Below are 18,778 nucleotides of genomic sequence, written 5' to 3' on the forward strand. Positions count from 1 at the left end.
GTGAAGTGGTCGCAACCTGCTCAGTCCGGTCGGTAGAGCCGGCCCTGCTGGATCACTTGTGGGATCAGGGGGCTTACGCCCCCGCTCGCCCTTGAGAACGGGATGTGATTCAGCGGCTGGTTACCTGGGGAGCCATCGGCAGTTCCGGGCTGCTCATGTCGGGTTTCCGCTTCAGCAATTCGCTGAGCTGGAAGGCATGATAGGGTTGCTCGGCCGCCGGCTTCTTATCGCTGGTCGCGTTCGAGACCCAGAACTTCGTCGACTTTGGCTCGAACAAGACGTTGTGCAGGTTGGACTTCATGGCCACGCCCATGTCCATCAGCCGCAGGGCGGATTCCGGCGTGAACTCACCGTGCCCCTTCTCGACGCGGTTGACCAGTTCCTGGTAGCGATCGCCTGCTGAAAGGAGGGCACAGTCTTTGACAGGCCGGGGCAACCGGGGGTCGGCCTGGCCGGGCTCGATGACGGTCATGACGTCCCACGACGCTTCCATTCCGACCGCCTTGTTCGTCTTGGCGTCAGCGACGACGTAGAAGTACTGGCAGGTTCGCGGCGTCTCGCGATAGATCGTGAGGACGTCCTCAATCGTCTTCCCGCGTTCAAGTGCATCGCGGACGAGGAAGGCCATGGGCACGCCGTTCCAGTGCCCCAGCCCGCCGCCTCCCATCTCGCCGATTGAAACATGCTCGGCGTTCATGCCGGTCACGCAGCCGACGAATCCGGCATAGGAGACATTCACAAACGGAATCGCCCCCTCGGGTTCGCAGACGATGACGACCGCGTGATCCTGGAGGCCCCAGTCGATGGCGTAATCGAGCACGCGGCCGTGGTAGAGCGTCCCATCCTTCGTGGCGGAGTTCATGAGCGCGAAACCGCTGCAGTGGAACATCTCGGGGATGAAGTTGGCGACGCGGGCCTCGTTCGGGTTGATGCCGGCTCCGGCGGCCAGGCCGGCGATTTCCTCGATGAACTTCTGCGGCACGAAGGGTTTCTGGATCTCGATGATGGACTGGATTGCGTCCCGCGGCTTGACTTCGATGGGCCCGAACTTCACGAGCGTTTTATCTCCCTCGACATTCAGGATCCGGTCGAGGTTGCCGCGGACGTGTTCTTTCAGCAGCGCCCCGTGCTGATATCCCATCTCGTAGGGGGTGCCCTTGAGATGGAGGACAGGCAAGCCGTTCACTTCTTCGAGCCATCCCTGCCCGCAGCGGGCAGAGGTTTGTGCGAAGGCCGGGATCAGGGAGGTTGCGAGCAGGGCGAACAGGCAGGCGACGCGTACCGCAGTCCGAAGCATGGGAGGTTCCGTCAGGGAATGGCACAGGAAGAGAGGCCGTCGACGCGGTGGACAGCATACTCGCTGTCTGGTCCCGCGTCTGCCCGATCCCAATCCCTCTGAAGCGGCCCTTTTCCCTCGGCGCGATTGCGGTAGACTCCCGGATCCCGTTGGCGGAACCGGCATTCGCTGAATGCCGCCGAGGAAGACCCTCTCCAAAGCCCGGGCCGAAGCGTCCGCACCGGTGGTGGCGACGCGGTTTCCGGTGTGTTCAACGTGCGGCATGAAGCGTCTCCTCCATCAACTGGCTCCAATTCTCATTCTCGCGGTGACGGCCGGCTGTTGCTGGCTGCTCTACACGCAACTTCGTGAATACCGCTGGGCCGATATTCGCCAGGCCTGGAACGACATGCCCGCCTCGGCGCTGTGGAAGGCGGGCGGCCTCGCGTTCCTGAGCTATGTCGTCCTCGTCGGGTACGACTTCCTGGCCGTCCGGTCGATCGAACATCCGCTTCCGCTGAAGAAGATTGCGTTCGGGTCATTCGTCGGTTTCGCGATCAGCTATACGCTGGGGGCGCTGCTGGGCGGGACGTCCGTGCGATACCGCATGTATTCCTCGTGGGGACTGACGACGGTCGAGATCCTGCGCCTGCTCGTCACCGTGGGAATCACGTTCTGGCTGGGCGTATTTGCGCTGGGGGGCGTGCTGTTCGTTGTTGCGCCGTTCGAGATTCCTGCCGAAGTGGTCGCCAAGACGGGGCTGCCGGCGACGATCCGTCCGCTCGGCTGGATCCTGATTGGCCTGACGGCGATTTATTTCGCGATCGCCGGATTGTGGCGGACGCCGCTGAAGGTCCAGGGGCACAAGATCAAGCTGCCGGGCCTGAGGATGTCGCTGCTGCAGGTGCTCGTCGCCGCGCTCGATTTTGCAGTCGCCGCCGGGTGCCTGTACGTGCTGCTGCCGGACGATCTGCCGCTGGGTTACACGCGATTCCTGGCGATCTACATGCTGGCGTGGGTGGCCGTCGTGTCGACGCACGCTCCGGGTGGCGTGGGAGTGTTCGACGTCGTGATCGTGTCGCTGACCCACGAGTCGCGGAAAGACGCCGTGCTGGTGGCGCTCCTGGTTTACCGGTTTATTTACTACCTGCTTCCATTCTTCATCGCAGTGCCGATGTTCCTGCTGCATGAAGCGACGATCCGGGGGTCGAAAACAAACCGGCTCGTGATGCGAATGTTCGGAGAGAATGCACTCTCTGGGCCGCTGCAGGTTCCGCCGACCAAGCCGGACGCGAGCTAAGGCGCGTGGACATTCGCTGTCGCGGAGGTCGGCCCCCCGGGGGGAGACCTGTGACGACCTGTGACGACCTGTGACAGCGGAGAAACGTCTGAAACATTGGAGTTTTGGACCTGTGACATGTGTGACGAGTTTTGGAGTGCTTTTTTCACCCCCTCTCGCGGGGCTGATCACCCCTTGTTTGCGTTGCCAAAGAACGAACTCTCCACCCTGACGGGAGGGGTTGCGCATCGGGAAGAGTCTTCGCCTGCCTGAACGGGCTTTGGGCCTTAACGTTCCGTTGGGAAAGTGGTTGCGTCGCGTGCCGCAGCGAGATTCTGGCAGCGCGCCGGGACGTTTTCGCCAGCGCGGAGGGCAGGTTGAAAGTCCGGGCGGCCCAAGGCCGACGCGCAGGCCGAGCCCGGGCAAATCGCGCTGGCGGGACTTCTCTCTTCAGTTCGCGCTTTTCACTTTTTCGACGGCCGCCTGGAATCGCGGGTCGTCGTGGAGGGGGACGAGGTCGGGATCCTTCTCCAGCAGCGGCAGTTCGTCGTCGCGCGATCCGAATCCGAGGTCGATCGCCGCATTGAGGTGGAGGAAGGCCGCGTCACGGAACCGCTGGGCCGCGGCGTCGCGTTCCGGGGAGGCCGGGTTCTTCAGCCGCCGCTCCAGGGCCCGGGCGACAGCGCAGGCCGCGTTGTATTCGAAGTTGCGGTTGTTCTCGAAGTGGGGTTTGGCCGCGACGAGCCAGTCCAGGCATTCGTCGCGTCCCAGCATCACGCCGGCGATGACCGCTCCGGTGAGTGAGATATCGTCGCCGGGGTTGAGTTCCATGGCGGCTTCGAAATCACTGGCCGCCTCCTTCAGGTTTCCGAGCCTGAGCCACGCGTTACCGCGGACGCGATACACATCGGGCAGGAGAGGATCGATCTCCTGGGCCGCGTTGAGGATCCTCAGCGATTCGCGGATGTCCGCGGGGGCAGCGGGAACCTGGCGGTCCATGCCGAACATGGCGGTCTGGGTCGCCTCGAACGCCGGCGAGCGCTGCCAGTACATCGCGAAGGCGATCTCGGCCTGCGAACGCAGGAGGGCGTTCCGCGATTCGCGAAACTCGTACAGCGCGTCATAGGCGGCGGGGGTTCCAATATTGGCGAGCGCATGCAGCAGTTCGTCGCGGTGGGGGAGGTTGTCAGCCCGGATCGTCCTGCGGATCGCGGCGACGGACTGATCTGACCCGTCCAGCACCAGAATCTGCCTGCAGAGCTCCGCCAGGGAGGAATCGAGTGACGAAATCAGCCGTTCGGCGTAAGGGACGGCGCGCGGAGGATCCTCCCGCCACAGCTGGTTCAGCACGCCGGTCTGCTCGGTCGCGGACATTGCATCAAAATGTTTCATCAGCGCATCGAGTGCGGTCGATCCGCCGATCTGGGTCAGCTGTTCGACGACGACCGTCCGTTCGGCGGCGGTGATCGAAGCGCTCGACAGACGTGTTGCGAGCATCGGGACGAAGCGGGGGTCGCGCGACCATGTTGCAATTCTCGACGCGACCGGATCTACGGAATTCTTCCTGAGGCGTTTGAGGGCCTCGGCCACGACGGCCGCGCGCAGCCGCTCGTCCCCCTGTTCGAGCCGGGTGGCGGCGGTCGTCAGCGCGGAATCGCGAATGTCCCGATCGGTCGCCGAGAACGCCTCTTCGAAGATCAGCACCGACTCCGGACTGCGATCTTTTCCCACTGCGGGAAGGGCCAGCAGGCGGGCCTCTTTGACTCCATGGCGCGCCGCGTTGCGGATTCGCTCCGTGAATTCGGGCTGCTGCGAATCGATCATCAGCTTGAGCAACATGGCCTCGGGGAGAGACGTCTGCCCCTGGGCCGCCCTGATTCCTGCAGCCACCGTAGACGCCGACCGCGCGTTCAACATGGCGGAGAGCGCGCTTTCCGCCGACCGGGGCGCCCCTTCACGAATGGCCGTCTCCAGCACCGCGCGGCCGGCATCGCTGTTGAGCCTGGCGATCGCGCTGCAGGCCGCCTGCCTCACCGTCCTCGATCCGTCGTCGATCCACCGCGAGAGTTTCGAGAGGTCGGCCTCCTGATAGGCGTGTGCTCCGCAGAGCAAAGCGGCCGCCCGTCCGCGGGGGTCGCCCTGTTCGAGTTCGTTGAGCACGGCGCGGCGACTGGCGGCCCGGTAAGGGGCCCACAGGCATTCGACGATCGCTGCTTCGATTTCCGGCTGTTCCTTCGACCGGCTTTCATCGCGGATGTCCCGGTTGACTCCCGCGGGAATTCCGGTGAACTGGAGGGCAGACACTTCGGTCGGGAGGGAGGGCATGGCCCGGTGGATTTCGCCGATTTCGCCGAAGACGGCCATCGAATCGAGCCAGCCGAGAATGTTTGTGGACGGGGCGGGGGCCCGCGGGCCGAAGGCGATGACGAACCGGCGCACTCCAGCCGAGTTCAGGTCCTTGATGCGCTGGGCGAGTTCGCCGGCGTTGATCCCATCGATGGCTCCGTGAATCGTCACGACGCCGCAGGCCCCCTCCGGCCCGATCCGCGCGATGTCGGCTTCCAGAAGGGCTCCGTGCAGGCGGTTCAGGTCGAGTTCCTGGGGCTTGCCTCCCAGATCCATCCGGAGCGTCATCGAAGGGACGCGACCACGTGCATCGACCGGGGCGAAGAGCATCAGCATGGTCGTCACCTTCCCGGGTGGAAGGCTGACGGGACGTGACGGCAGGGCTTCTTCAATGACGACATCCCTCCCGGCAATTTCGACGACGTAGCCGCGGACTGCGGCGGGAACGTCGCTGAAGCGGAGCGTCTTTCCGTCGGCGGTCAGGCTGATCGTGGCGGGGTCGAGAGCCTGAATGCTGGACGTGGTATTCAGAAGGTGGACCACCATTGCCAGGTAGGGCACCCCTTCCGCACCGTACACGTTCGTGGAGTGGAGCGTCGGCGAGTCGGTCAATGGGATGACGGCCGGCCGGCTGGTGAACAGCGGCGGCGATCCGCTCTTTCCGAGGTTCTGTTCGATTCGGGCGAGACGTTCGCGAAACGCCTGTTCGGAAAGGGTCGAGGTATCGACTGGCGGCGGGGCCTTGGCCGGATCGATCGCCAAGGCGTTCGCGGGCATCAGCAGCACCGCTGCGCAGGCCAGGCCGAGCAGGCCGCGAAGAAATCGACGTCCAAGCGATCCGTTAATCATTGCTGCCGGGCCAAGGTCGAGAAGACTCCAGAGCCATTAGCTTACTCGCCGGCTCGATCCCACGCAGGACCAAATCCTCTATGGGCGCGCCTGCGCGATGCGAACTCGTTCACCGCGCGCGAGTCGAAACTCAGCACCCTCCCGAAAAACGTGTTTCGGTGACACGCACTTCTCCGCCCGGGCTGATAGATTCGGCTTCTCGCGGCAGAGAGCGCTGGCCGACGAGACCCGGACGATCTTTTCTTGCGGACTGAAGATCTGGAAGGAACATGATGAAGAGACTGCAACTCCTGGCGGCGTTCCTGATCGTTTCCCTCGTGTCCCCGCTTCGGGGGGATGATGCCAAGCCGGCCGAACTCAAGGCGGGCGCCGCCACGAGCAACATCACGCCGGAACTCGGCCTGGCCATCGTCGGCGGCTTCGCTCCGTTCCCGTCGACGTCGATCCACGACGACCTTCACGCCCGCTGCCTGGTTCTCGACAATGGCCAGACGAAGATCGCCCTGGTCGTCTGCGACCTGCTCGGACTTCAGAGCCGCATCAGCACCGAAGCCCGCAAGCTGATTGAAGAGAAGACCGGCATTCCGTCGGCGAACGTGCTGATCTCCGGAACACATACGCATTCCGCCAGCAGCACGCTCGGCCAGAATCGCTACAGGACACCAGACAAGCTCGATCCGTACCAGGCATTCGTCGCCCGCCGGATCGCTGACGGCGTGCAGACCGCGGCGGCCCGGCTCCGCCCCGCCGAGATCGGCGTCGGGACGGTCGAGATTCCTGAGCACGTGTTCAATCGTCGCTGGTTCATGCAGCCGGGCAAGATGCCGGCCAATCCGTTCGGCGAGTACGACCAGGTGAAGATGAATCCGCCATCGGGCAGCGCCAACCTCGACCGGCCGGCCGGGCCCACCGACCCGATCGTGTCGATCCTGTCGGTCCGCGAGCCGAATGGCCGGCCGATTTCCGTCTTTACGGCCTACTCGCTGCACTATGTCGGCGGCGTCGCCGGCGCCCAGATCTCGGCCGACTACTACGGCATGTACTGCCATCGCCTGGGCCGCCTGCTGGGAACCGATGATCAGGATCCCCCTTTCGTCGCGATGATGGCCAACGGCACGAGCGGAGACATCAACAACATCAACTTTCGCGAACCTCGCCCGCGGAAGGCGGCCTACGAACAGATGCGATACGTCGCCGACGATGTGGCCGCAAAGGTCCACGCCGAGCTGCCAAAACTGACCTACCGCCGCGATGTGCAACTGGATGCCCGCTACGACGAACCGGCCCTCAAGTGGCGGCATCCGACGGAGAAAGAGCGCAAGTGGGCGATCGAGACTCTTGAAAACCGGCCGGAGGTTCCGGGCAAGACCGACCTGTCGCGAATCTATGCGGAGCGCGTCATGAACCTGATTGACCTTCCGGAAACGACGCCCGTGCCGCTGCAGATTCTCCGCATTGGCGACGCCTGTGTTGGAACGATGCCGTGCGAAGTGTTCTGCGAGATCGGCCTGGAGTTTCGTAAGCGGTGCAAGGCGCCGACGCCGTTCATGGTGTCGATCAATCACGGGTACATGGGTTACCTGCCGACGCCGGCCCAGCATGAACTGGGCGGCTACGAAACCTGGATCGGCACGAACCGGCTGGAGCGCGAGGCTTCGGTCAAAATGCTCGATCGGCTGATCGAAATGGCCGAGTCGATCAAGGACCAGTAATCGCGGCGGATACCAATGCCCGGGCCACCGGGAATCGGCGGTCGGGCTGTTGAACAAGGCGGCATCGTGCTCCGTGTGAGTATCGCCGGTTCACCGGCGATGTGGCGTGTCAGTGCCCCTTCCGTTAAGTTGGAAATCGCCGACTGAACGGCAGTTGCTGGCCGCGGACATCCCTGTCCCGCCGGCGATTCCTTCCTGATCGTCATCCCTCCCAAGTGCTCAGTTTTGCGGAGAGTCTTCGATGGCTGTGTCTCCCTCTGATGTGGTTCTTTCCCGCCGGCAGGTTGTCGGCGCGGCTGCGGCCGTTGCCTCGACTGCCCTCCTGCCCCGAGCCCATGCGGCCGGTGACGAGACCATCAACCTGGCCCTGGTGGGCTGCGGCGGACGTGGGAGCGGCGCCGCGGAGAACGCGCTTTCGAGCGTCTGCGGACCGACGAAGCTTGTCGCGATGGCGGACGTGGATCAGGGCAACCTGGAAGGGAGCCTGTCGAGCCTGCAGAAAAAGCTGAAGGACAAGGCGCCGGACGTCGCGAAGGAGAATCAGTTCGTCGGCTTCGACGCCTACAAGAAGGCGATGGACGCGCTGCGGCCGGGCGACGTCGTACTGCTCACGACGCCTCCCGCGTTCCGCTGGGTGCAGTTCAAGTACGCCATCGAGAAGGGGCTCAACGTCTTCATGGAAAAGCCGATCTGCGTCGATGCCCCCTCGGGCCGCCGCATGCTCGAACTCGGTGAAGAAGCGAAGAAGAAGAACCTCAAGGTCGGCGTCGGCCTGATGTGCCGTCACTGCGAGCTCCGCGGGGAGCTGTTCGACCGGATCCAGAACGGGGAACTTGGCGACCTGACGCTGCTGCGGGCCTACCGCATGGCGGGCCGGACGGCTTCATGCTTCACGGAGCCGAAGCCGGCGGACCAGGACGAGCTGGCGTGGCAGATCAAGAATTTCCACAGCTTCCTGTGGCTCAGCGGCGGCGGCTACAGCGACTTCCTGATCCACAACATCGACGAGGCGTGCTGGATGAAGAACGCCTGGCCCGTCGAAGCCAAGGCGTGCGGCGGACGTCACTACCGTGGCAATTTCATCGACCAGAACTTCGACAACTACTCCGTCGAATACACGTTCAGCGACGGCTGCAAGTTCTTCCTCGAAGGACGCCTGATCGACAACTGCCACAACGAGTTCGCCACGTACGCACATGGCACGAAGAACTCGGCCGTCGTGTCGTCGGCCGGCCACTATCCGGCCCGGTCGCGGATCTACTCGGGGCAGAAACTGGGGGACAAGAAGTCTCTCGTCTGGTCGAAGCCGGAGGGACCGAACCCGTACCAGCTCGAATGGGACCACCTGCTCGACGCGATCCGCAAGGACAAGCCGTATAACGAAGTCGAACGCGGCGCCATGGCGAGCATCGTCACGGTGATGGGTCGGAAGGCGGCCCATACGGGCCGCGTGATCACGCTTGAAGAGATCATGATGGATGGCCACGAGTTCGCGCCGGAGGTCGACAAGCTCGTGCTGGGAGGCCCGTCCCCGCTGCGGGCGAACTCCGAAGGGAAGTACCCGGTTCCCCAGCCAGGGCTGATCACCAAAACCGAGTACGCCATTGTCTGAGTCGGAACGATGAGTCGGCAGGGTCATCCCGGCCCTGCCGCTGTTTCCGACAGAACGTCCCTCTTCCTCCCGCTCCTGCTTCCCCGGAACACCGCATGATTCGCTCGCTCGCATTCCTGGTTCTGTCCGCCGCCTCCGCCACTGCCTTCGCGCAGGAATCGAAGTCCCTTTTCGACGGCAAAACACTCGACGGCTGGAAAGGAGACCCGGCCGTGTGGTCGGTGAAGGATGGGGCGCTGACCGCGACGACGTCCGAAGGCCAGCTGAAGTACAACACGTTCCTGGTCTGGCAGGGGGGCGATGTCAAAGACTTCGAGCTGACCGCGAAGTACAAGATGGTGGGTGGAAACTCCGGCATTCAGTACCGCAGCAAACTGGTCGATCCCGAGAAGTTCATCGTCGCCGGGTATCAGGCCGACATCGATTCCAAGCCGCGATATACCGGGATCAACTACTCGGAGAAGACGGGGCGGAACATTCTTGCGGAGCGCGGCCAGAAGGTGACGATCGGCGCCGACGGCAAGAAGGAAGTGGAGTCGATCGGCGACGCCGCGGAACTGCAGAAGAAGATCAAGATGGAGGACTGGAACGACTACCGGATCGTCGCCAGGGGCAACCGCCTGCAGCACTTCATCAACGGCGACCTGATGTCGGAAGTGATCGACAACGAGACGGACAAGGCTGCGAATTCCGGCGTCCTCGCGCTCCAGGCCCACACCGGCCCGCCGATGACGGTGCAGTTCAAGGACATCACGATCAAGGAACTGAAGTAGGCTGACAAACGCGAAGCACCCCGGCTGCTGGGAAGCAGCCGGGGTGCTTTTTTGTGCGGTCGTTAGCAAGCAGGGCGGGTTTCAGCCTGCCTTCTTCAGTTCGGCGGAGACCTTTTCGGCCTGCTTCAAGGCGCGGAGGATATTGCCGCCAAGGATCTTGTGGATCTGCTCTTTCGTGTATCCCCGCCGGACCAGTTCGAGGGTCAGGTCGGGGTATTTCGAGACGTCCTCGAGGCCCACTGGCAGCCGCGTGACTCCGTCGTAATCAGCTCCGAGTCCGACGTGGTCGATACCGGCCACTTTCACGATGTGGTCGATGTGATCGGCGACGACGCCGAGCGTTCCGCGCGCCCGCTTGTCTTTTTTCAACTCCCCGGTCGGCACGACGAACCCCGACATGAAGTTGACCATGACCACCCCGCCGTTGGCCGGCATGAGTTTCAGCACGCCGTCCGGCACGTTGCGGGTGTGATCGCAGATGGCCCGGGCCGACGAGTGTGAGAAGATCACCGGGGCCTTCGAGATGCGGATCGCGTCGTACATGGTGTCGACGGAAACATGCGACAGGTCGACGAGCATTCCCAGCCGGTTCATCTCGGCGACCACTTCCTCGCCGAAGGGACTGAGGCCGCCGTGCCTTGGCTGATCGGCGGAGGAATCGGCCCAGTCGGTCGTTTTCGTGTGGGTGAGCGTCATGTAGCGCACGCCCTGGTTGTAAAACCGCTCGAGAACGGGGAGCGAGTTCTCGATCGAATAGCCTCCCTCGACGCCGAGCATCGAGGCGATCCGGCCTGTCTTCACGATCTCCTCGATGTCGTTCGAGTTCTTCGCGACGGCGAAGACTTCCGGGTAGCGGCGGAACATTTCGTTGGCGAGTTCGATCTGCTCGGTCGTCCGCAGGAGGGCGTCGCCGGTGATCATCGTCCCGACCGGCACGTACACCGACCAGAACTGCGCCTTCAGCCCGGACTTCTTCATTTTGGGCACATCAGTATGCAGCTTCGGCTGGTCGACGGTGATGTCGAGGCGATCGAGCGATCCGCCGGCGAGCGTCCGGATCTGCCAGGGAAGGTCGTTGTGGCCGTCAAAGAGCATGCCCGATCGATGGATTTCAGCGGCCAGTTCGACCTGTTCTTTCGTGGCGGCGGTTTCGGCGGCCTGCATCGGGACGGATGTCAGCAAGAACGCGGACACGGCACAGAACGCGAAGAGAATTCGGTGTTTCATGATCCTCACAGGAGCCAGGAGGCCACGTCCGGCATGAGCCTGCGCCGGACAAAATTGTCAGGCGATGTTCTCGATCCGGCCGATATTCGACAAGGCGATTGCGGCGAAATCACTTCCGACGCGGGAACTGCTATCGTCTCCCGTCATCTCCCGACGAACTCCCCCAAGGGCCAGACCCGATGCACCCGGCGCTGCAGCAGAACCTGTTTCTCGTCAAAGAGCATGTCGGCTTCTTCAAGGCGGCCAACAACTTCGACGTCTACGACCCGGCGACGGGCGAGGTGATCCTGGAATGCCGCGAGCCGCATCTGGGGATGTTCACCAAGATGCTGCGGTTCACCGACTACAAGCGGATGACGCCGTTTGACATCCGCGTGACGACTCCTGAAGGCGAGGACGTTCTGAGCATCCGCCGGGGCGTTTCCTTCTGGCTGTCAAAGGTCAGCGTCTTCGACGAGGAAGACGATCGCGTCGGCGGATTCAAACAGAAGTTCTTTTCGATCGGCGGGGCGTTCCAGGTGCTCGGGGCGGACGATCAGCCGCTGTGCGACCTGAAGGGGAAATGGACGGCCTGGGACTACAAGTTCGAGAACAACGGCGTCGAATTGGCGCGCGTGACGCGGAAGTGGTCGGGCCTCGGCAAGGAACTGTTCACGTCAGCCGACAATTACGTTCTCTCGATCAACGACAACGTGCCGCCGGAGAATCCGGTGCGCATCCTGATCATGGCCGCCGTCTTCTGTATCGATATGGTTCTGAAGGAATAGTCGTCGCAACTCGGAACGAGGCTGCTGGCGCCTGGTCCACACGCCGGCCCGGGGGTTCCCCGGGCCGGCGTTTTTTTGTCGTCCGGACCGATCTTCACTCGCACTTCAACGTCCGATCCTCAAGAATTCAAAGAATACGCCCAGGCTCGCCGGGCCGCTCCGCTGGAATCCTGCGCCATTCCGGCTGCGTCCCACGTTCCATCCCACCTGCGGGTCACTCGCGGCGTTGATCGAGGATTGCGAATGCTGACGTCGCTCACGCGAGCCGCCCTGGCCCTGGCTGCCGTTCTGCTGACGGCTTCTGCTGGCTCCGCCGAAGACTGGCCCCAATGGCGAAACGACGCCCTGCGCAGCGCGGCATCGTCGGAAAAGCTCGCCGCGGACCTGCGTCTCGAGTGGACGCGTGAATTCCGGCCGCGCAAACAGGCGTGGGACGATCCGCTCAACCTCGACCTGATGACGTATGACAAGCTGCTGGAACCGGTCATTGCGGGCGGCCGAATGTTTCTCGGGTTCAACGACCGCGACAAGGTCGTCGCCTATGACGTGAAAACCGGCCGTGAACTGTGGACCTTCTTCACCGAGGGCCCCGTCCGTCTTCCCCCGGCCTGCTGGAACGACCGGGTGTTCGCCGCCAGCGATGACGGTTACCTGTACTGCCTCGACGCCGCTGACGGGTCGCTGGTGTGGAAATTCCGGGGCGGACCGAATGGGCGGCAGATTCTCGGAAATCAGCGGATGATCTCCGCCTGGCCGATGCGCGGCGGGCCGGTCGTGCGTGACGGCAAGGTGTACTGCGCCGCCAGCATCTGGCCCTTCATGGGGACGTTCATCTATTCGCTCGACGCGGCCACCGGCGACATTGTGTGGGTGAACGACGAAACGGGGGCCCAGTACATCAAGCAGCCGCACAGCGCGCCCTCGTTCGCGGGCGTCGGTCCGCAGGGGGCGCTCGTCGCCACCGAGAACACGCTCCTCGTCCCCGGCGGGCGTTCAGTCCCGGCTGCGTTCGATCGTCACACGGGCAAGTTCCAGTACTTCGAACTCAACGCCGGCGGAAAGGGGACCGGCGGGTCATTCCTCGCGGCCAACGAGCAGTCGTGGTTCGTCCACACGCGTCTGCGCGGGACGCGTGAGTTCTCGCTCGACAAGGGAGTGAAGACCGCCTTCCAGCCGAACGAACCTGTGCTCGCCGGCGACACCATCTACTCGGCCGAGTTCGAAATGGACGCCGCGACGATTCGCGCCTATGCCGCCGGCGACAAGAAGGTGATCTGGGAACTGGCCGCTGACGGCCGGGGCGAACTGATCCTCGCAGGCGACCATCTTTACGCGGCCGGCATCCCGTCCAGCGCGGGGGAGTCGGCACTTGTCGCCATCCGGCTGCCATCCGGCACTGAAGGGGCGGTGATCGACTGGACAACGTCGGTCAAAGGTTTGGTCGAGCGGCTGATCGCCGGCAACGGCAAGCTGATGGCCGTCACGCTCGAAGGCCGGATCTTTGCATTTGGCGAGGGTCCCGCGTCGGACGCCGTCACTCCGGATTCGGCCACGAAGCTCGCGAGCGAGGCCGGGGCCGCTGAACGCATCCGGAAACTGCTGGCCGCAGGATCTTCAGAAGGATTCGCGGTCTGGCTCGGAGATTCGACTTCGCCGGACGCCGCGGCGCTCGCTGCCGCCTCTCCCTTCGTCGAACTGACGATCCTCGATGAAGACCAGGCCCGCGCCGAGGCCTCCCGGAAGACGTTCGATGTGGCCGGAGTCTACGGCCACGTTACGGTCCATCACTCGTCACTGGAAGAGTACCTTCCGCCTCCGTATGTCGCCCACATGGTGGTGGTCGATGCGTCGCTCGCCTCCAGGGTTGCGGCGAGTGAGACGGCGATTCCCCGGCTGTACGAAACGGTTCGGCCTTACGGGGGGACGATGTTACTCCTCGCCCCTGAGGGCGATCTTCCGGCCCTGCGGGACCGCCTCACCAGCTTCGACCTTCCGAAAGCGTCGATCGAGTTGGCCGAGTTCGGCCTGGTCGTCCGCCGGGTCGGCTCGCTGCCGGGGTCGGGGACGTGGACGCACCAGCACGGCAACGTCGCCAACACGATCAAGTCGAACGACGAGCGAGTGAAGCTCCCTCTGGGTGTTCTGTGGTTTGGCGGCGTGACACACAACGACGTTCTGCCCCGCCACGGCCACGGGCCGCCGGAACAGGTGATCGGCGGCCGGCTGATCATCCAGGGGACGAACTCGCTGACCGCGCGGGATGTCTACACCGGTCGCGTGTTGTGGCGCCGGGAGTTCACCGACCTGGGGAATTACGGCGTCTACTTCGACGACACGTATAAGGAAACGCCGCTTGATCCGGCCTACAACCAGATCCACATTCCCGGCGCGAATGCCCGCGGGACGAATTACGTCGCCACGGAAGACGCCGTCTACATCGTGGAAGGGGCCGTCTGCCACATTCTCGATCCGGCCACGGGCAAAACGGTTCGCGACGTGGCCATGCCACAGGACGATCCGTCGCAGCCGACGGAATGGGGGTTCATCGGCGTCTATGAAAACATCCTGATCGGGGGTTCCGGGTTCGCGAAGTACCGGGCCCGCCTGGGCCTCCCCGACGACCCGGCGCTGTCAGCGAAGAAGGCGGTCTTCGGGCCCAAAGGGCTCGACAAGGCGGCCAGCCTGGGGCTCGTCGCCTTCGACCGGCACACCGGCCAGCAACTGTGGCGTGCGGAGGCCGAACACAGCTTCTGGCACAACGGCATCGTTGCCGGAAACGGGCTGATCTACACCATCGATCGCGATCCCAAGCCAGTGGAAGAATTCCTCAAACGTCGCGGCCGATCCGTCGCGGAAGACTATCGGCTGGTGGCGTTCAATGCCCTCACCGGGGCACGTGCGTGGGAACTGCGGGGCCAGGTCTTCGGCACCTGGCTGGGGTATTCGGAAAAGCATGACCTGCTGCTCCAGGCGGGAGCAGCCGCGAGCGATCGCCTCGCTTCCGAAGTCGGACAGGGGATGGCCGTCTACCACGCCAGGACCGGGAAAGTCGCCTGGGAGAAGCCGGACCTCAAATACGCCGGCCCCTGCGTCCTGCACAACGATATGATTATTACGAACACCAACTCGTATTCGGTGTCCGCGGGGGCGTTCCACCTCGTCGACGGCACGCAGAAGATGGTCGAGCATCCGCTGACCGGCGAGTTGCAGCCGTGGAAGATCACCCGCGCCTATGGCTGCAACAGCATTATCGCGAGCGAGAACCTGCTGACATTCCGCTCCGGAGCGGCGGGCTTCTACGACCTCCTCACCGAAGGGGGGACAGGGAATTTCGGCGGATTCAAATCGGGATGCACTTCCAACCTCGTCGTGGCGGATGGAGTGCTGAATGCTCCCGACTACACCCGCACCTGCAGCTGCGCTTACCAGAACCAGACCTCACTGGCCCTCGTCCACATGCCCGAAATGGATGCGTGGACGATCAGCAACACGGCCCAGTTCCCCACCCATCAACGGGCGAAACACCTCGGCCTGAACTTCGGCGCGCCGGGTGATCGCCGCGACCAGCATGGCCTGATGTGGCTGGCGTTTCCGCATGTCGTAGAAGAAGCGGCCGACTTCGGTATCGCCTTCGAAGGGGATGTCCAGTTCTTCCAGGACCACGCAACGACGAAACGCGATGCGATCCTGCCGTGGGTTGCCGCCTCCGGCGTGGAAGGGGTGACGAAGGTGTCGTTCCATCTCACGCCGATCCCAAAGTTCGGCAAAGAGGAGGAAAAGGACAAGAAGGCGAAGGACGACTGCGGTGGCGACGCGGATGGCGAGCCGGAACCGAAGACGGAAGGGGCGGCTCTCGAGCCGTATCGCGTTCGTCTCCACCTCGGCCTCCCCCGGCTGTCATTCGCTCAGGAGCGGGTTTTCGCCGTCCGCATCAACGGAAATCCTGTCGCCGAGTCGATCTCACTTGGCGGCAGCAGCCCTTCTTCGACGACGTTCACCGTCGATCGAGTCCTGCTCGGCGATACCGTTGAGATCGAATTCGAGGCGAAGCAAGGTCAGCCTGTGCTGTCCGGTATCGAACTGCACCGCCTCGAGAACTGAGTGCGGACACTGGAATTGAAGTCGCTGCACGCGATGATGGAACTGATGAACGACCAATCGACTCCCAGGTTCATGAGCGCGCTGACCCCATGCCGGCCTGTCATGGCAGCCATCGCCATCGCGGTCGTGCTGTCCCCGGCCGTGGCGTTCGCATGTAACGTCCCGGTCTTCCGCTACGCCCTCGAGCACTGGCACCCCGATGCGTATCGCGGCGTGGTGTTCCATCGCGGTCCGCTCGCAGAGGCCGACCAGAAGCAACTGGCCGTCCTCAAGAGCGGCGAGCCGGGCTCCCCGGTCAACGTGTCGATCCGCACCGTCGACCTCGACGCCGACCCGTCATCCGCGGACGCGGCGCTTGCCGCCTCGCTGAAGGACGCGCCGCTTCCTCAGCTTGTCATCCAGTATCCCGCCCGTCACCAGGTCGAAGAGACCATCTGGAGCGGCCCGCTCCAGGAGGCGGGCCTGAAGGCGCTTGCTGATTCGCCCGCCCGACAGGAACTGATCAAGCGGCTCATCGCCGGGCAGACGGCCATCTGGGTGCTCATCGAATCGGGGGACTCGGGACAGGACGACGCAGCAGCCCTGACTCTCGACGAGGAACTCAAGAACCTGCAGACGACGCTCAAGCTCCCGGTGCAGACTGATGCGCCTGAGGATGCGATTGGCGACGGCCCTGAACTGCGGGTCGACTTCTCGGTGCTGCGCGTCAGCCGGACCGACTCGAAAGAACTTGCGCTCGTCGCGATGCTGATGCACAGCGAGGCCGACCTGTCCGATCTCTCCGAGCCCCTCGTGTTCCCGGTGTTCGGTCGGTGCCGCGCGCTGCTTCCTCTCGTGGGCCCCGGCATCTCTGCCGAGAACATTCGCGGATCGGCCCGATTCCTCGCCGGGGCCTGCTCCTGCCAGGTCAAGGAACAGAACCCGGGATTCGATCTGCTCGTCACGGCCGACTGGGGCGAGTTGATTCCCTGGGCCAAGTCGGCCGTGTCTGGCCCTGATGCGCTGGCGAACCCGAAGCCGCCCGAAGTTCTTCCGATCGCCTCGGGGGCCCCGCCGAAGGCGGCCCCGGCAGCGATGGCATCCTCCGCGGCCAGCCAAAGCACGCCGCCCCAGATTGCGGCCCCTCCCGCCGAGGCAGGCCCCGAGGAGATTGCCGAGGCTGCGCCTCTGGAATCCCCGTCAACGCCTCCTTCCGGAGATCCGGTCGCCGCGCGTGAGCTGGTCGATGCCCCGGCGGCCGTGCTCGAAGGAGCCCCCGCTTCGGTTCCGATGGGGTTGATGGCGATCGGGGCGATCGTCGCTCTCACCGTCGCCTTCGCCGGATTTCTCGTCGGTCGCCGCTGAATGTCGGCGGTCGTTGCGGCCGCGGAACCGACATTGACCCCGTCCCCCAAACCGACCTATCAGTCCCACCTTTCAGACTCGGGACCTCGGCGGAGACGCGGCATGGCGGCCTCATTTTTCAGCGACCAGGCAAAGCGCGACGGCTTCCACTCGCTGCTGACGCACATTGCCGAACACCTGGACGCCCCGGTCTCGATCAAGCTCTGGGACGGGACAGTTGTTCCACTCGGTCCGAACGCCGATCCGAATCTCCGCATCGCGATCAAGAGTCCGGGAGTCGTGACGTCGCTCGTCCGCCGCCCGACCGCCGACAACCTGCTTCGGCACTACGCGCTCGGCCACCTCGATATCGAAGGGGCCGATCTCCTCACCTTCATCCGCACCGCCCGCCAGCGGCGATACGGCAAGCGTCTGCGGGCGCTCCGGAAATCGCTCGTGGCGAAGAAGCTCCTGCCGTTCCTCTTTGGCAAGGCCGAGTCGACCGACGTCACCCACCGCTACGCGGGTGACGAGATCGGCCGCCACCGGGTGAAAGGCGAGAACAAGGATTTCATCCAGTTCCACTACGACGTCTCCAACGAGTTCTATCAGCTGTTCCTCGACCCGGAGATGGTCTACTCCTGCGCCTATTTCACGGACTGGAACAACTCCCTCGAGCAGGCCCAGCAGGACAAGCTCGACATGATCTGCAAGAAGCTCCGCCTTCAACCGGGCGAACGCTTCCTCGACATCGGCTGCGGCTGGGGCGCCCTCATCTGCCACGCGGCCCGCCACTATGGCGTCACCGCCCACGGCATCACCCTCTCCGAACGCCAGCTGGCCCACACGCAGAAGAAGATCGTCGCCCTCGGACTGACCGGCCAGGTGACGGCCGAACTCCGCGACTACAACGATCTCACCGGCCAGTACGACAAGATTTCCAGCATCGGCATGGTCGAGCACGTCGGCATCGACAACATGCGGGGATACATGCAGACGGTCTCGAAGCTTCTGCCGGACCGCGGCATGTTCCTGAACCACGGCATCACCCGCCGGGCCAAGGCGACGAACAAGCAGTTCCGCAAGGTGACCCCCGAGCGCCGCCTGTTGGCGAAATATATCTTCCCCGGCGGCGAACTCGACCACATCGGGCACATGCTGGAGTCGATGGAGAACTCAGGCTTCGAAGTGCACGACGTCGAGGCGTGGCGCGACCACTACGCCAAGACCTGCGAACACTGGACCCACCGCCTCGAAGCCAGAAAGGACGAGGCCGTCCGGCAGATCGGCGAAGAACGCTACCGCATGTGGCTGTTCTACCTGGCCGGGGTGAGCCTCGCCCTGGGCGACGGAGGGGCATGCATCTTCCAGACGGTCGCGACCCGGCACATCAAGAAGGGGGTCTCGGGCCTGCCGTCGACACGTGAGCATCTTTATCGCGAATCACCCCGGCGCGACACGAAGGCGGCGTGAGCGCGGAGGCCGGCTCAGTCCACACGACGTCATCGCTGGC

The 18,778-nt window shown here is 63.9% G+C and carries 11 protein-coding genes; 8 read left to right on the forward strand and 3 right to left on the reverse strand.

The window, feature by feature from the left end; genetic code table 11:
• Positions 1 to 109 precede the first annotated feature (109 nt).
• Positions 110 to 1,297: a C45 family autoproteolytic acyltransferase/hydolase gene (locus Pan44_RS06665; RefSeq protein WP_145028495.1), complete on the reverse strand. Its 1,188-nt coding sequence runs from the start codon at positions 1,295 to 1,297 to the stop codon at positions 110 to 112.
• Positions 1,298 to 1,559: 262 nt separating this feature from the next.
• Here Pan44_RS06665 and Pan44_RS06670 point away from each other — a divergent pair, with 262 nt between their 5' ends.
• On the forward strand, positions 1,560 to 2,576 hold the full coding sequence (locus Pan44_RS06670; RefSeq protein WP_231754241.1) for a putative bifunctional lysylphosphatidylglycerol flippase/synthetase: 1,017 nt from the start codon (positions 1,560 to 1,562) through the stop codon (positions 2,574 to 2,576).
• Positions 2,577 to 3,005: 429 nt separating this feature from the next.
• On the opposite strand, the gene Pan44_RS06675 is transcribed toward Pan44_RS06670, so the two are convergent.
• Positions 3,006 to 5,750 carry a tetratricopeptide repeat protein gene (locus Pan44_RS06675; protein ID WP_145028499.1) on the reverse strand — a complete coding sequence of 915 codons (2,745 nt, stop codon included), beginning with the start codon at positions 5,748 to 5,750 and terminating at the stop codon, positions 3,006 to 3,008.
• Positions 5,751 to 6,019: 269 nt separating this feature from the next.
• Here Pan44_RS06675 and Pan44_RS06680 point away from each other — a divergent pair, with 269 nt between their 5' ends.
• From Pan44_RS06680 to Pan44_RS06690, 3 genes are all read left to right on the forward strand, one after another.
• On the forward strand, positions 6,020 to 7,462 hold the full coding sequence (locus tag Pan44_RS06680) for a neutral/alkaline non-lysosomal ceramidase N-terminal domain-containing protein (protein ID WP_145028501.1): 1,443 nt from the start codon (positions 6,020 to 6,022) through the stop codon (positions 7,460 to 7,462).
• A gap of 241 nt (positions 7,463 to 7,703) precedes the next feature.
• Entirely contained in the window at positions 7,704 to 9,074 is a 1,371-nt protein-coding gene (locus Pan44_RS06685; protein WP_145028503.1) for a Gfo/Idh/MocA family protein, read from the forward strand.
• Between the two features lie 95 nt (positions 9,075 to 9,169).
• Positions 9,170 to 9,847: a 3-keto-disaccharide hydrolase gene (locus tag Pan44_RS06690; protein WP_145028505.1), complete on the forward strand. Its 678-nt coding sequence runs from the start codon at positions 9,170 to 9,172 to the stop codon at positions 9,845 to 9,847.
• An 81-nt stretch (positions 9,848 to 9,928) separates the two neighbouring features.
• On the opposite strand, the gene Pan44_RS06695 is transcribed toward Pan44_RS06690, so the two are convergent.
• Positions 9,929 to 11,074 (reverse strand): dipeptidase, encoded by a 1,146-nt coding sequence (locus Pan44_RS06695; RefSeq protein WP_145028507.1) that lies wholly within the window; start codon positions 11,072 to 11,074, stop codon positions 9,929 to 9,931.
• Positions 11,075 to 11,253: 179 nt separating this feature from the next.
• On the opposite strand from Pan44_RS06695, the gene Pan44_RS06700 reads away from it, so the two are divergent.
• From Pan44_RS06700 to Pan44_RS06715, 4 genes are all read left to right on the forward strand, one after another.
• On the forward strand, positions 11,254 to 11,841 hold the full coding sequence (locus Pan44_RS06700; protein WP_145028509.1) for a phospholipid scramblase-related protein: 588 nt from the start codon (positions 11,254 to 11,256) through the stop codon (positions 11,839 to 11,841).
• A gap of 243 nt (positions 11,842 to 12,084) precedes the next feature.
• Positions 12,085 to 15,942, forward strand: coding sequence for an outer membrane protein assembly factor BamB family protein (locus tag Pan44_RS06705; RefSeq protein ID WP_145028511.1), 3,858 nt, complete (start codon positions 12,085 to 12,087; stop codon positions 15,940 to 15,942).
• Positions 15,943 to 17,286, forward strand: coding sequence for a hypothetical protein (locus Pan44_RS06710; protein WP_145028513.1), 1,344 nt, complete (start codon positions 15,943 to 15,945; stop codon positions 17,284 to 17,286). It abuts the gene before it with no gap.
• A gap of 102 nt (positions 17,287 to 17,388) precedes the next feature.
• On the forward strand, positions 17,389 to 18,738 hold the full coding sequence (locus tag Pan44_RS06715; RefSeq protein WP_145028515.1) for an SAM-dependent methyltransferase: 1,350 nt from the start codon (positions 17,389 to 17,391) through the stop codon (positions 18,736 to 18,738).
• Positions 18,739 to 18,778: the final 40 nt, after the last annotated feature.

This window comes from Caulifigura coniformis, assembly GCF_007745175.1.
GTDB classification, from domain to species: domain Bacteria; phylum Planctomycetota; class Planctomycetia; order Planctomycetales; family Planctomycetaceae; genus Caulifigura; species Caulifigura coniformis.

Bases quoted from the DNA above. Each gene is read 5' to 3' on its own strand.
- Pan44_RS06665 (WP_145028495.1), bottom strand. From the start codon at position 1,297: ATGCTTCGGACTGCGGTACGCGTCGCCTGCCTGTTCGCCCTGCTCGCA.
- Pan44_RS06670 (WP_231754241.1), top strand. From the start codon at position 1,560: ATGAAGCGTCTCCTCCATCAACTGGCTCCAATTCTCATTCTCGCGGTG.
- Pan44_RS06675 (WP_145028499.1), bottom strand. From the start codon at position 5,750: ATGATTAACGGATCGCTTGGACGTCGATTTCTTCGCGGCCTGCTCGGC.
- Pan44_RS06680 (WP_145028501.1), top strand. From the start codon at position 6,020: ATGATGAAGAGACTGCAACTCCTGGCGGCGTTCCTGATCGTTTCCCTC.
- Pan44_RS06685 (WP_145028503.1), top strand. From the start codon at position 7,704: ATGGCTGTGTCTCCCTCTGATGTGGTTCTTTCCCGCCGGCAGGTTGTC.
- Pan44_RS06690 (WP_145028505.1), top strand. From the start codon at position 9,170: ATGATTCGCTCGCTCGCATTCCTGGTTCTGTCCGCCGCCTCCGCCACT.
- Pan44_RS06695 (WP_145028507.1), bottom strand. From the start codon at position 11,074: ATGAAACACCGAATTCTCTTCGCGTTCTGTGCCGTGTCCGCGTTCTTG.
- Pan44_RS06700 (WP_145028509.1), top strand. From the start codon at position 11,254: ATGCACCCGGCGCTGCAGCAGAACCTGTTTCTCGTCAAAGAGCATGTC.
- Pan44_RS06705 (WP_145028511.1), top strand. From the start codon at position 12,085: ATGCTGACGTCGCTCACGCGAGCCGCCCTGGCCCTGGCTGCCGTTCTG.
- Pan44_RS06715 (WP_145028515.1), top strand. From the start codon at position 17,389: ATGGCGGCCTCATTTTTCAGCGACCAGGCAAAGCGCGACGGCTTCCAC.